Raw genomic sequence first — 13865 nt, 5'->3', positions numbered from 1 at the left:
CAACGCCTGTATGAATGTATGAACGACACCGAGGACTGTCAAGATGCCGACGGATGCGCCGGAAGCCGGATCACGCGTGTATGGAGCCGTAACTCGCGTGATTGAAGCCGTAACTCGCGTGTTTCGGGCCGGATCAACGAGTTACGCCTCCAATCACGCGAGTGTCGGCTTCAATCACGCGAGTTCGGGCGAAGGTGCGAGCCCCTGAGATCCGAGGAGCAGGCCGCCGACGGTCGCCGCGCCGGCGCTGCCGAGCGCGATCCCCCAGCCGACCGGCCCGAGCGGCGTGCAGCCGAAGAAGCGGCTGACCCCGGGAGTCTGGACCAGGATCGCCAGCAGTGCGGCGGAACCCAGGCCCGCGGCGAGGACGGTGCGGTCCCGGCCGCCGACGGCCAGCGTCTGCCCGAGCTGGGTACCGATCAGGGAGACGAGCGCGATCGTGCTCGCGCGCCGTCGCCTGCCGGTCAGCCTCGCGAGGGTCCACGCGGTGGACGCCCCCAGTGTCGTGGTCACCGCGCGCGTGGTGATGTCGCGCCGGAGAGCGTTCCCGAGTGACGCACTGGGCCCCTCGCGCAGCAACTCCGGCACGGACTCACCGTCCGGCCTGCTCAACGCGATCGCCAGAGCGGGCGCCAGGTCGGTGAGGAGGTTCATCAGCAGCAGCTGCCGGGCGGTGAGCGGCGAGCGTCCGGTGACGACCGAGCCGAGCACGGTGAAGGCGATCTCGCCAAGGTTCCCGCCGAGCAGGATGCCGAGCGCCTCCCGGACCGACGCCCACATCGCCCGGCCTTCCACCAGCGCGGCGACGATCGTCTCCAGCCGGTCGTCGGTCACCACGAGGTCCGCTGCCGCCCTCGCCGCGGCCGTCCCCCGCTGCCCGAGCGCGATCCCGACATCCGCGAGCCGGATGGCGGGCGCGTCGTTGGCACCGTCGCCGGTCATCGCGACGACCCGGCCGCCACGCTGGTAGGCCTGGATGATCCGGACCTTCTGCGCCGGGCTGCACCGGGCGATCACGTCGACGTCGGCGAGTTCCCGATCGAGCTCTTCGTCTTCGAGTTCCTCGATCCTCGCGCCGGTGAGTACCTTGGTATCGCCGTTGCGGCCGGTGATCTCCTCGGAGACGGCCTCGCCGGTGGCCGGATGATCGCCGGTGATCATCACCGTCCGCACTCCGGCTTCGCGCAACCGTTCTGCCGCCGGCGCCGCGCTGTCACGCACTGGATCCGCCAAGGCGACGAAGCCGAGCAATCGGAGATCCGCGACGTCGTCTTCGGAAAGGTCCTTTGTGGACACCGTCCGCTCGGCGACGGCGAGGACGCGGTGCCCGGCGGCCGCCAGGCGGCCGACCCGCTTCTCCAACCTGCTCCGGACACCAGGGCCCATCGGCCGATCGCCGTGCCGGGTACACAGCGGAAGGACTGTCTCCGGTGCCCCTTTGACGCACACCACGTGCCGTTCGCCGAGTTTCCCGTTGGTGGCGTGGAATCCCCGTGACGGCTCGAACGGGACGGCGCCTGTCTTCTCCCACCCGCCGACCTCCACACCCGCGCTGATGCCGCCTTCGAGCACGGCCTGATCCGTGTGATGCGGCAGCTCCTCGGGATTTTCCGCCCGAGGTGTCGCGCGGACGGCCGCGGTCAGTACCGCCCGGTGGCTCTTGCGCAGCCGGCTCACCGAGGCGGTGGTCCTCCCGTCGTCGATCCGGCTGACGCTGAGCTTTCCTTCGGTGAGGGTGCCGGTCTTGTCGAAACAGAGGACGTCGACGCGACCGAGCGCTTCGATGGTGCGCGGATTGCGGACGAGCGCGCCGTGTTCGGCGAGCCTGCGGGCGGCCGCCAGCTGGGCCGCGTTCACCAGGAACGGCAATCCTTCGGGCACCGACGCGACCGCGAGATTCACCGCCGCTCCGACACTCTGCCGCAGCGGCACGCCACGGATGAGTCCGGCGCCCGCGACGGCGGCCGCGGAGCCGACCGCGACCGGCAAGGCCTGTTTGGTGAGCGAAGCGAGCCGCGCTTCGACGCCGGTCTCCGGAGCGGCGCCCCGTGCGGCGGCCAAGCCTCGTCCGACCTCCGTCTCGTCTCCGGTGGCCACGACGACCGCCGACACCTTGCCCGCGGCCACCGTGGTGCCCTCGTACAGCATCGACGCGCGCTCGGCGATTTCCGCGGCCACGACCGGCGCCGGAGTCTTCGGCACCGGCAACGACTCCCCCGTCAGCGACGACTCGTCGAGTTCCGCGCCGGTCGCTTCGAGTACCCGGCAGTCCGCGGGTACGACGTCGCCGGACCGCAGCGACACGACATCACCCCGCACCAGCCCGTCGGCGACGATCTGCCGCTCGGCGCCGTCGCGTAGGACGGTGGTCACCGTCGCGGACCGTTCGAAGAGCCCGGCGAGCGCGCGGTCGGTGTGCACCTGCTGCACGCTGCCGATCAGCGCGGACACCCCGACGATCCCTGCGACCAGCGCGGCGTCGACCGGCGAGCCCACCGCGGCCGAAACCGCCGCACCACCGGCCAGTACCGGGGTCAGGGGGTTGGCGAGCTCGGCCATGAAGGCCTTCGCGATGCTCGTGCCCGCGTGGCCTTCGCCGCCCGCACGATCGGCGGGCGCCCGCCGCCGGGCCTCGCGCTCGTCCAGACCACGCGGGCCGGAACCGAGCCGGTCGAGCACGAGGTCCGGCGGCATCAGGTGCCACGGCGGCACGACGCGTCCCGAGGACGGGGTCTTCCGCTCGCCGGTGAGTGTGCGAGCGCGCCAGATCCCGTCACCGAAGGCCATGAGCGCCCCGGCGTTCACCGCGCGAAGGCCGCTCGCGGCGGGCCTGCGCCGGGCGCTGAGCGCGGTCACGCCACCGATTCCACTGGCCGCGGTCGCGAACATCGTCGAATCACGGACGACCGCCTTGGCGGCGGTGATCGCTTCGACGAGCAGGACGGCCGTGCCGACGTCGCGGCCGATCAGCACATGTGCGCCCCACGGCGGCGGGGTCCCGTCCTCGTGGACGCCGACTCCGCAGTCGGACGCCCCCAGCGCCCGGCGATCGTCGGACACCAGCATGACCACCCGTCCGCACGCCTGGAGTTCGCGGACGGCGTCGAGCACCACCCCACCATCGGTCTGGACCACCCGCATTCCGGCGGTCTCGGCAGCCGACGCCAACGCGTCCACATCGGGCGAGCGCTCCTGTGCGACGGCGAGCAGCCCCGCCGGCCGCCCGTCACGGACCAGCCCCAGCACCATCCGGGCGCCTTGGTCCAGCATCCGCCGGCGCTCGGGGAATCCCTCGCCACCGTCCAGGTCTTCGACCGGGCCTAGCGTCCACTCGCCGTCTCGCCGGACCACCTCGGGTTTCTCCGGGTCGAACAGGGCGAAAGCGGCGGCGGTCAGGTCCACCGGGTCGGCACCGGGCAAGGGAACCAGATCACTGAGTACGTTGGCCCCGGCACCGAGCGCCGTGGTGTCGATGAGGACGGTGTCGAACAGATCGAGCCCGCGCAGCACGGACCGGTCCATCACCAGCGCGCCGCGCCTGGCGAGGACCTGGCCCAGTTGGGCGGAAAAGGCGGCCGCGCCGTTGGGCGGGGCCTTGGGCAGCGCGGATATCCCGACCGCGGCGGCGCGCCTCGGGCCCACGAACGGCAGGGCGGCCGCGGCGGCCGCGGCTCCGGCGGTGATGGACCGGCGCGCGTGACGATCGGCGGCACTTTCCGGAAGCGGCCACGGTCGTTCGCTCACCACCGAGTCCGCGCCGGCGTGTTCGCGCTGCCCGACCAGCCTGGACTCGGCCTCGCACCAGGCCCGCTGGTGCGCCTTGGCCTCCCGCCATTGGGTACCGCGGACCAGGATGTCCAGTACCGTTCCCTCGCTGCGGGCGGCGAGGCCATGAACCAGGGCCGCGCCGATGGAGGTCGCCGAATCCGCCCTCTCCCGCCCGCGCAGCTTCCGGTCCGCCAGGTCACGCAGCCGCGGATGCAGGTCGACGAGTGAGGCCAGTGCCGCGACCTCGGTCGGCAGCGGAGCCCACGGCATGACCTTCGAAGCCACCGACAGCATCAGACCGGCGGCGTCCGCGGCCAGCGTGGACGGCAGCCGGGTCGCCGTGGTGCCGTCCGCCGGATGATGGAGTTCCTCCTCCTCGACCCGCTCGGCTTCGGAAGCGGGCTCCGCCTCTGCTCGTTCGACCGCGCGGATCAGCTCCAGGCGCCTGGGTTCCGGGTCTCCGACCGCGACGACCACCCGGGACGTCGGCGCGTTCACCTGCGCCCATCGCACACCGGGGATCTCCGCCAGTGCTCGTTCCACCCGCCGGGCGACGCGGGCGCCGTCGGGTCCTTTCACTCCGTGGGTCTCGATGTAGAGCCTGCCTGGACACGACCAGACCGCCCGCCGCGGTCCGCGTCCCGGGATCCCCTCCAGCGGCAGAAGTGCCAGCCCGGCCAGCCCCCGGGCGACCCGCCCCAGCGTCCGCGACGGTTTGGGGAAGGCGACACCCAGCACGTCCACGGTCTCCAGGTCCGTCCGCCGCATGCGGCTTCCTCCTCGCGCTCGGTGCCTTGTGGATCTCACCGAGTACCCGCGTGCCGGAACGTCGAATCCCCCTTCCCCCTCAAGAGGTGACGGAGTCGATCAACCGGTTGTACCGGAGCCTCAGCGCGCGTTCGAGCACGGAGAAGAATCCCGCCACCGTGAGCGTGATCTTCGCCCACTGCGGCAGATGCACCGGCGAAGTGAACGTGCCGACGTGTTCGGCGACGACGGGGATCTTGGTGACGGCCTCCGCGCCCTGGAGCAGGCCGACGACGAGCGCGACCAGCAGGATCACGAGCGAGACCGCGCCGATCGCGGCACTGGTACGGGGAAACCGCCGTCCGAACCTCGCCCGCAGTCCTTCCTGCGAACGAGGGTGAGGACGCAAGGTGCGCTCGCCGCCGTGATCGGGGACGAAGTGCATGCGCTTCAGCCCGACCGCACTGGTCGCGACCTCGATGACCCCTCCCGGCACGGGGAACGCCGCGGGCAGGTTGGACCGGAAGACCTGGACGCCGTCCCGGTACAGCGCGGCGGGGCTCTTGCCGACCGCGTCTTCGTGCTGCTTCCGGGTTTTGGCGTCGGCGAGGTACCGGACGTCGACCGCGTACACGTGGGGTTCGAGATCGAGGAAGAACAGCGAACGGGAGAACAGCTGCCATCGGCGGTACTCGGCCAGCGCGGATCCGTCACCGGACCTGACCCTGGAGAGCTGCCACCGTCGGGTGAGTTTCTTGACCATGGTCAGGACGTCGCTTCCGGTGGGTTGAGATCGAGTAGGACGTTCACGCGCTGCAGGACGTCCAGCTGGGCCGGGTTGTACAGATCCGCCACCCCGCGGAGGACGACCGGTTTGGTGAGGGCTTTCCACGTCTTCGCGTCCAGCAGTTCCGGCTGGGCTTCGTACTGGTCGCGGGCGATCGGCGCGAGGTCTTCGGCGATACGCTGCCGCGTCGCGTCGTCGGCGTCCTCGGGAAGCTCGTCGAACTCGGTCTGCACGGCAGGCCGGGACTTCGATTGCAGCTCGCGCAGCGTGGCCATCGTGGCCGGGTCCAGCACGGTCGAAAAGATCATCATCAACGCACGTTCCTCTTCCGGCATGCCCTCGACGTCCCCGTCGAAGCCCGGTGGCAGGTCCACCAGGCTGCGGCGGCGCAGGATCAACGCCAGCTCGTCGCGCATCCGCTGCTGCCGTTCGATACTCGCCCGCAGTTCCTCGTCCAGTGCGCGCAGCGTCTGCTCCGCGCGCTCGTCCGAGTCCGCCATCGCCGGGATTTCGGACAGCGGCACACCCAGGTCCACCAGCCGTCGGATCCGCAGCAACCGGACCAGATGCTCGACGCCGTACCGCTTGTATCCGTTGTGCGCTCTTTCCGGCTCGTCGAGCAACCCGATCCGGTGGTAGTAGCGGACGGTCTTCAGCGTCGTGCCGGCCAGTTCCGCCAGCTCACGTGTGCTCCAGGACATCCCCCGCATTGGACACCGTGCCCCAGGGGCATGGTCAAGCGGCTTGACGATGCCCCGAGGGCACGGTCTCGAATACGCCCGTCGGTGCTCACACCAAGATCGGGGAAAGATGATGAGACGGAAGCGAGTTGTGGCCCTGACGGTCCTCCTCGGCCTCACGGCGCCACTGTTCGCGGCGCCCGCCGGGGCGGCGCCGGGCCTGACGTGGGCCGCGTGTCCCGAGGACGTGGAGATACCCGCGGGCATCGTGCTGCAGTGCGCGACGGTGCCGGTGCCCTTGGACTACCGGAGGCCGGAAGGCGAACAGATCGACGTCATGATCTCGCGGCTGGCCAGCACGAAACCGGCGACGCGGCGAGGCGTGCTCATGCTGAACCCCGGCGGTCCGGGTGGGCCGGGGCTGTCGTTTCCCGCGGACCTCGCCTCGCACGGCATGCCCGCGAGCGTCCTTGACGGCTACGACGTGATCGGCATGGACACGAGGGGCATCGGGCACTCGACGCCGGTGAGCTGCGGATTCACCGCCGAGCAGGAGTATCTGGGCAACATTCCGCCGTACGCGGTGGACGAAGCGGCGGTCGCAGAACAGGCGAAGATCGCGAAAGGCGTGGCCGCGCAATGCGCCGCCAACGACAAGGACGGCAGGCTGCGGCATATATCCACGGCGAACATGGCGAGGGACCTCGATCGGATCCGGGCCGCGCTCGGCGAGGAGAAGGCCAGCTTCCTGGGGTATTCGTACGGTTCCGCACTCGGTGCGGCGTACGCGTCGTTGTTCCCCGAGAAGTCCGACCGGGTGGTGCTCGACAGCAACATCGGCGACACCCACCTCGACCGCGCCGGGATGCGCAGATTCGGGCTCGGCGCCGAGGAGACCTTCCCGGATTTCGCGCAGTGGGTGGCGGCACGGCACGAGTCGTACGGCCTCGGCCGTACGGTCACCGAGGTGCGCAAGACGTACTTCGCGCTCGCGGAGAAGCTCGACAAGGCCGCGGTGAACGGCCTCGACGGGCGTTTGTTCCGGCTGGCCACCTTCGCGGGCCTTTACGGGAAGACGAGGTACGGGCAGACGGCACAGTGGTGGCAGTCGGTCCGTGACGGCGACAAGGCAGTGGCGGAACGGGTCGCCGCCGAAGCGAAACGCCTGGCCCTGGCGGCCACGCCGTCGCCGGCGGACAACGCGTGGTCGGTGTTCCTCGCGGTGACCTGCAACGACGTCGCGTGGCCCTCGGACATCCGCGCCTATCAGCGTGGCGTGGCCGAGGACCGTGAGCGGTACCCGCTCTACGGCGCTGCCGGAGCGAACATCCTGCCGTGCGCGTTCTGGCCTTACGCGCCGGCCGAACCGCCGGTGGCGGTTGAGGACAAGGGGCCGCAGAACGTACTGGTAGTCCAGAACCGGCGAGACCCGGTGACACCGCTGCGGGGTGGGCAACTGCTCGACCAGAAGTTCGGAGACCGGTCGCGGCTGGTGACCGTCGAAGGCAGCGGCCACGGCGTGTACGTCCTCGGCGACAACGCCTGCGCGCTGAACACCACGACGAGTTTCCTGCTGTCGGGGAAGCTGCCGAGGCGCGACGTGTTCTGCAGGTGATCGCCGGCTGGAGGGCCCAGGCGCGGTCCTGGGCCCTCCAGCCGGCGCGACAGATCCCGGCTGATCGCCGAAACGCGCAAATACAAGCGAGTTCGAAAAAAGGACTTTCCGGCGAAGACTCTCACCGTGAAGCGCCCGAAGCCAATGGGATGAACCGCCGCGAACCGATATACCGAGCGCCGGTTCGTCACCCGGTGAGAACCGGTAGAAGACGAACCCATCGGATCACCCGATGCGTGGGGAATCGTATCCCCGTTCCACCGTCCGGCTCCTCACCCGCGTGGAGACGCGAGAAGATCCATGCGGGACCGCGACGAAAGAGGATTCGGCGAAAAGTCGACCGGTCGTTCACCGGACGTCGCCCGGTACCGCTCGAGCAACCGGTCGGCGACCAGCCGCGCGCTCGCGAGCTCCCGTTCCTTCGGCCGGAGCATCGCCTCCGGCCGCACCGCCGAATATGCCGCTACCGGCTCGGCACCCCGGTTCGCTGCCGGATTTCGGCGACGGTCATAGAACCGGTTCCGGCGGTCGATTTCACTCAGACCGATGATGTCCAGTAATTCGGCTCCCGCCACGGTAGCTTTCGCCTGACCATACCGCTGGGCTTCGGCGCGCAAAGGGACCGTTCTCCACCGAGCGCGGGCATTCCGAACGCCAGAAAGGCTACCCTCGCGTCGAGGTTCTGACGGTCCCTTCATGGTGACGGCCTTCCGAGCAACGCCGCGACCGCCTCGCGCGCCTGGCGGGCGGGCACCGGGTCACCACTGATTCCTGCCGTCACGATGGCCCCCTCGGCGAGCAGATAGACCGGTTCGGTCACCGGCAGTCCCGTTGCCCGCACCCAGGTGTCGATCTGGTCGTGGAACGCTTGTTTGTGCGCCCGCACCTCGGCCAGCACCGCCTCGGACGACGCGCCGAGTTCGCCGTGGGCGTTGATCCAGGCGCAGCCGCGGAAACCCGGTTCGGCGAACCACTCGGCAAGCCAGTCGAAGACCGCGAGCACCCGCTCGCGGGGATCCGCGACGCGGTCCACATGGGCGGCCAGGCTGCCCCGCCAGCGCAGATCACGACGTTTGAGCATCGCCACCACGAGGTCTTCCTTGGCTTCGAAGAACCGGTAGATCCGCTTGAGCGAGAGGCCGGACGCCGCCCGGACCTGGTCCATCCCGACCGCCTGGATGCCGTTCTCGTAGAAGAGTTGCTCAGCGGCGTCGAGCAGCGCTTCACGATCAACGCGGTTCTGCTCAGCGGTGACGGCGGCCGGCATCGGGTCTCCTTGACGTCGAGAACGTGCGTTCCCTATCGTAGGCGACGAACGTTGAGAACGCACGTTCTCTACCTGAGGAGGTTCGACATGACCGAAGATCGCCCGCCCTATCCGCCGTTCACCCGCGAGACGGCGCTGCGGAAGGTCCAAGCGGCCGAGGACGCCTGGAACACCCGGGATCCGCGCAAGGTGGCGTCGGCGTACACGCCGGACTCGGTGTGGCGGAACCGGGAGACCTTCGTCCGAGGCCGCGAGGAGATCGTCACGTTCCTGACCGGCAAATGGGAGCGGGAACTCGATTACGCGCTGCGCAAGAACCTTTGGGCGTTCACCGAGAACCGGATCGCCGTCCGTTTCCAGTACGAATGGCACGACCGGGCCGGCAGGTCATGGCGTAGCCACGGCAACGAATTGTGGGAGTTCGACGAGCACGGTCTCATGAGCCGCCGGGAGGCGAGCATCAACGACGTCGCCATCTCCGAGGCCGAGCGGCGCATCCACGGCCCGCGCCCGAAGGAGGAACACGGCGCCGACTTCCCGCTTCGGTGAAGCCGCCGCGATCAGTCCACGATCGCGGCGATCTCCCACAAGCCCAAGGATTTGTCGGCGTAGGCGCCGTCCTCCTCGGTGCATCCCTCGACCAGCACGGCCAGCGGTTCCGGGAACCCGAACGGCTCCCGGCACAGATTCAACGGCCGCCAGTCGCCGGTCACGATGTCGGTGTTGGTCCGCAATTCGGTGAACGTCGTGGTCAGCAGGTAGCGGGAACCACTCCGCCGCAGGTTGCGCAAGGCTCGCCGGATATCGGCGAAACTCAGATGGACCAGGCAATCCCGGCACAGCACGAGATCGGCCGACGGCAGCGGATCACCGGTCAGATCGAGCACCCGGAACTCGTGGACCGGGTCGTCCCGGAACCGTTCGGCGTTCATCTCGACCAGATCGGGAACGATGTCGGCACCGATGTACCGGTCGAGTTCAAGGCCCACGTCACTGAGCCAGCCGTAGTCGCCGCACGGCAGGTCGAGCAGGGTGCGCACCCCGAAACGATCGAGGAGATCCGGTAACCGGTCGCTCAATTCCCGCGTCTGGACCGACTCCGAGCCCGGCCCGGAGACCGAGGAGGAACTCCACAACCGGGAACGGAAGATGTAGGTGAAACGATCCTGGGTCCCCATGCTTTCCAGCTTGTCGGCGACCCGCCGGAAGTTGCGCTGCGCCGTGGTGATCGGTCGTTCGTCCACTCCGGCATCGTAACGTCGTGAGCGGCAGAGGGCGGGCGACGACATCCCGGCCGCGTCGTGTCGTCCATCCAGACACGGAACTCACGAGGGGCAGTGCGATGACCGATGGGGTTTTCGAACGCGAGCGGCTGCTGAAGTCGAATGCCGGCGCGTTGGCCAGGACGGCGCTTTCGAACGTCGTGCGCGAATATCCTCACCACGAGAGTCACTGGCATGTCGAAGGCGTGCCCATCCTGTCCCCTCGGCTGTCGCACCCGTGTTTCTACGGCAGTTTCGACTGGCATTCCTGCGTGGAGATGTTCTGGGTGCTCGTTCGTTTACTGCGCCAGCACGCCGAACTCGTGCCCGCCAAGGAGATCCGCGCTCTTCCCGACGAGCACTTGACCGTCGAGAGACTCGCGCGCGAGGCCGCTTACTTCGCGCCTGAGGAACACCGCAACACCCAACGCCCGTACGGCTGGTCGGCGTTGCTGGAACTCACCTTCGAAACCTCCACCTGGGACGACCCGGACGCCGCACGCTGGTCGGTGGGGCTACAGGAGTTGAGTTCGGTCTTCGTGAACCGCTACCTCGACTGGCTTCCCCAGGCCACCTACCCGATCCGGTACGGGGTGCATGACAACGGCGCGTTCGGGTTGTCCCGCGCTCTGCCGTACGCGAGACACCTCGCTGATCATGGCGACCCGCGGCTGCACGGCCTCATCACCGAGACCGCATGGCGGTGGTTCGGATCCGACCGCGATTACCCCGGTTCCTGGGAACCGTCCGGGGCCGATTTCCTGTCCCCCGCGCTCGCCGAAGCCGAGCTCATGTCCCGTCTGATGCCCGCGGCCGAATTCGCCGATTGGCTGGACGGTTTCCTGCCAGGTATCGCGGAACGGAAGCCCGCGACCCTCTTCGCCCCGGCGACCGTGACGGACACCTCCGACGGACAGCTCGCCCACCTGCACGGTCTCAACCTGCATCGGGCGTGGTGCTGGCACCGCATCGCGGACGCCCTCCCCGGCGTCGACGACCGGATCCCCGCCGCACTCGAAGCCACGCACGCCCATACCCACGCTTCACTCGGGCAGACCACGGGCGGCTCTTACATGGTCGAACACTTCCTTGCCTACTACGCGCTCCTCCTGCTCAGCTGAGCCGACGGCACCGCGAGCAGTGTGTGCGGAATGCGACCACCCGTTCAGAGCAGTCACTCGCTGTTGGTAAGCCGAGCGGGGCGACTAACGGACGAAGAGCCGCCTGATCGGGTGAACCCAGCGTGAGCACGACTGCTCGAATCTCGTCGAGCTTGGACGAAGTTCGACCGAACCCGACGGTTGCGATCAGCATTTCGCACAATGCGAAAACAGCCTGTGCCAAGATGCCAATGTCGACCTCCACCTGCAGCCTTCGCTGTCACCGCATATCCGGCGATGACCTGGCTCGACGGAGGGAAGGCAAGATTCCGGGCCGCGGAGGCCTCCACGCGGCATTGGTCCATTCGGCCCCACCCACTACTTTGAGTAGTTTTCGGCGTCACCCAGACCGTTGAGCGACGCGTGCATACCGTTCAGCGCGACACACGCTGTACTACTGAACGGTCACAGTCTGCTTTCGCCAAGATGTCTTCAGCCGCACCGGTCAAGAACCGGTAACGCACGCGTGGCCCCCTGCTGTCACAGGAGGCCACGCGGATGTCCATTCGCCCGCTCGCTAGAACAAGGACAGGACGGTCGTGACCCTACAGCCTGACAACACGAAGACACCAGACAACGAGCCGCCCCAACGGGTCAAAGTCGTCATCGAACACGCCGAGAAGCCGCCTCGGCGAGTGGCGACGTCCGCGGAAATGATCCGCGCGGCGCGGCCGCTGCTGAGGACACCGGGACGCCATCGCAAAGAGCAGACGCGCGACAGTTGGCTCTGCCTGGCGATGGCGGTCCTCGCCGGCTGGGCACCGACCCTGCGGATGTGCCTCCTGCTGACGATCGGCGGCGGAATCGTCGTCGGCGTCGTCCGGATCAGCACGCCGCAAATCGGGGTGTCGGCGGGGACCTCCGTCGGTCTCCTGACCCTCCTCGGCGCTTGGATCATCAAGTCCCGGCAGGGAAAACAGCGACGAGAACCGAGTCTGTAGCCGAATCGCGCCCCGTGCCCGCCGCCTCGCGGGCACGGGGCCCGGCGATGTCGGAAAATCTCCCCACCCAGGCGGTGGCTTCCGGTTGAATGATCGCGAAGTCCCGACATGTGAGGAGATCTCGTGCGGAGAGCTAGAAGACTGGGGGCCCTGGCCGTTTCGGTGCTGGCAGCGGCCACGGCACTGGGCAGCCCGGCGTCGGCCGACACCGTGCGGTCGTTCCACACCTCGCTCGACCCCGCTTCGGTGCGGGAGTCGATGCGCTATCTGGTCGAGAACTACGGAGTGAGCGAGCAGGAGGCGCTGCGGCGCCTGGAATTGCAGACCGACAGCCTCAAGCTGGACGAACTGCTGCGCCGCGACCGGGGCACCGAATACGGCGGCATGTGGCTCGATCAGGACAAGGGGCAGCTGGTCGTGGCGATGACCAAGCCCTCGGCGGCCGAGCCGTACCTGAGGGCGATGCCCGTCCGGTCCGCCGTTCGCACGCAACAGGTCCAGCACTCGTTGCAGCAGCTCACGGCGGCGAAAGAACGTGTCGCGGCCAAGGTCGGTGCCGGCCCGGAAGCGGTCTACCTGCCTTCGGTGAGCGAGTCCGAAAACCGTGTCGTGCTTTGGGAACGCGAGTGGGTGGCGCAGGAAAAGGCGGCCAAGCGCACCGCGTCCGCCGAGACGAACTCCGCCGGCCAGGCCACGGCGGCGGAATCCGGCATGGTCGTCTCTCGCGTGCTGAAGAACCCGAACGCGCTGTCCACGGCGAACGTGGATCTGGGGTTCTGTCATCCGCTCTACTGCACGAACTACGGGCCGATGCGGGGCGGCATCCGGCTGGACATGAAGCGCGACAACGGCACGTGGGGCGGTTGCACCAGCGGCTTCAACCTGCGGTCCACCGGTGGCGGTTTCTCCGGCAAGGGCTGGGTGCTCACCGCCGGCCACTGCATGCGGACCAAGACCAACAACACGCCGACGCAGCACAACGGCAACGACGTCCTGCAGCAGCACGGCATCGAGAAGAGCTCGTACCCGTACGACTACGCGGCCCTGCCGTACGTGAACGACGCGGCGGCGACGCAGTGGCTCGAAGGCCAGACCGGCCGCAACCGCGTGCTGAAGTACTGCCGCAACGGTGGCATGGACAGCAACGGTGACACCCCGTGCGGGGCGCAGGCCACCTCGGTCGACGAGTACATCACCAGTGCCCGCAAGCTCGCCGACATCAAGGCCGGGTATGTCGTCTGCGCCTCCGGGACGGCGTCGAGCGCGGTGAACTACCCCGATTCCGTGGACAGCGGCGCGGGCGCCGGCTACCTCGTCGGGACCCGGTGCGGACGTGTGCTCTCCACGGACGTCGGCATCAACACCGACCTCTGCGCCCGTCCGGGCGACAGCGGCGGACCGCTGTTCAGCCAGGCCGACCACGCGGCGCTCGGCATCCTGGTCGGCAACCAGCAGTCCCGGTCGGGCCCCTGCCAGGCCGGGGAACTGAACAACTACGCGCCGATCGAGACGATCACCACCGATCTCAGCGAGCGGATCGCCGGCCAGGGATCCAAGTTCGCGGTGATCACCACTCCGAACGGCTGACCTCACAAGGACGTGAAAGCCCCCTTTCCTCTCCTGAAGGGGGCCTTCACG

At 68.7% G+C, this 13865-nt stretch carries 11 protein-coding genes; 5 read left to right on the top strand and 6 right to left on the bottom strand.

Features of this window, described 5'->3' with window-relative positions:
• Window positions 1-174: 174 nt before the first annotated feature.
• The 3 genes from BLW75_RS03485 to BLW75_RS03475 all read right to left on the bottom strand — a co-directional run bounded on the left by BLW75_RS03485 (window position 175) and on the right by BLW75_RS03475 (window position 6003).
• The gene (locus BLW75_RS03485; protein ID WP_091596690.1) at window positions 175-4536 is read right to left on the bottom strand and encodes a cation-translocating P-type ATPase; all 4362 of its coding nucleotides are present in this window, start codon (window positions 4534-4536) and stop codon (window positions 175-177) included.
• A 79-nt stretch (window positions 4537-4615) separates the two neighbouring features.
• Window positions 4616-5278 carry a hypothetical protein gene (locus tag BLW75_RS03480; protein WP_091596687.1) on the bottom strand — a complete coding sequence of 221 codons (663 nt, stop codon included), beginning with the start codon at window positions 5276-5278 and terminating at the stop codon, window positions 4616-4618.
• A 2-nt stretch (window positions 5279-5280) separates the two neighbouring features.
• The gene (locus BLW75_RS03475; protein WP_034318407.1) at window positions 5281-6003 is read right to left on the bottom strand and encodes a helix-turn-helix domain-containing protein; all 723 of its coding nucleotides are present in this window, start codon (window positions 6001-6003) and stop codon (window positions 5281-5283) included.
• Between the two features lie 130 nt (window positions 6004-6133).
• Between BLW75_RS03475 and BLW75_RS03470 the strand changes: the two genes are divergently transcribed.
• Window positions 6134-7597 carry an alpha/beta hydrolase gene (locus BLW75_RS03470; RefSeq protein WP_241783894.1) on the top strand — a complete coding sequence of 488 codons (1464 nt, stop codon included), beginning with the start codon at window positions 6134-6136 and terminating at the stop codon, window positions 7595-7597.
• A 272-nt stretch (window positions 7598-7869) separates the two neighbouring features.
• On the opposite strand, the gene BLW75_RS43375 is transcribed toward BLW75_RS03470, so the two are convergent.
• Together BLW75_RS43375 and BLW75_RS03465 are read right to left on the bottom strand one after the other, a co-directional pair.
• Complete coding sequence (locus BLW75_RS43375) at window positions 7870-8214, bottom strand: hypothetical protein (protein WP_241783896.1); 345 nt, start codon at window positions 8212-8214, stop codon at window positions 7870-7872.
• Between the two features lie 77 nt (window positions 8215-8291).
• Window positions 8292-8864 carry a TetR/AcrR family transcriptional regulator gene (locus BLW75_RS03465; RefSeq protein ID WP_034318416.1) on the bottom strand — a complete coding sequence of 191 codons (573 nt, stop codon included), beginning with the start codon at window positions 8862-8864 and terminating at the stop codon, window positions 8292-8294.
• A gap of 87 nt (window positions 8865-8951) precedes the next feature.
• Here BLW75_RS03465 and BLW75_RS03460 point away from each other — a divergent pair, with 87 nt between their 5' ends.
• Complete coding sequence (locus BLW75_RS03460; RefSeq protein ID WP_034318419.1) at window positions 8952-9413, top strand: nuclear transport factor 2 family protein; 462 nt, start codon at window positions 8952-8954, stop codon at window positions 9411-9413.
• Between the two features lie 11 nt (window positions 9414-9424).
• Here BLW75_RS03460 and BLW75_RS03455 read toward each other — a convergent pair whose 3' ends face one another.
• Entirely contained in the window at window positions 9425-10108 is a 684-nt protein-coding gene (locus BLW75_RS03455) for a class I SAM-dependent methyltransferase (protein ID WP_034318423.1), read from the bottom strand.
• Between the two features lie 98 nt (window positions 10109-10206).
• Between BLW75_RS03455 and BLW75_RS03450 the strand changes: the two genes are divergently transcribed.
• The 3 genes from BLW75_RS03450 to BLW75_RS03440 all read left to right on the top strand — a co-directional run bounded on the left by BLW75_RS03450 (window position 10207) and on the right by BLW75_RS03440 (window position 13814).
• Complete coding sequence (locus BLW75_RS03450; protein WP_091596684.1) at window positions 10207-11247, top strand: DUF2891 domain-containing protein; 1041 nt, start codon at window positions 10207-10209, stop codon at window positions 11245-11247.
• Between the two features lie 578 nt (window positions 11248-11825).
• On the top strand, window positions 11826-12227 hold the full coding sequence (locus BLW75_RS03445; protein ID WP_241783898.1) for a hypothetical protein: 402 nt from the start codon (window positions 11826-11828) through the stop codon (window positions 12225-12227).
• Window positions 12228-12350: 123 nt separating this feature from the next.
• Window positions 12351-13814, top strand: coding sequence for a trypsin-like serine protease (locus BLW75_RS03440; protein WP_241783900.1), 1464 nt, complete (start codon window positions 12351-12353; stop codon window positions 13812-13814).
• Window positions 13815-13865 lie beyond the last annotated feature (51 nt).

This window comes from Amycolatopsis lurida, from assembly GCF_900105055.1.
Taxonomy (GTDB): Bacteria; Actinomycetota; Actinomycetes; order Mycobacteriales; family Pseudonocardiaceae; genus Amycolatopsis; species Amycolatopsis lurida.
Note: the sequence above shows the minus strand (reverse complement) of the source record. Positions and strands in the feature narration are given on the sequence as shown.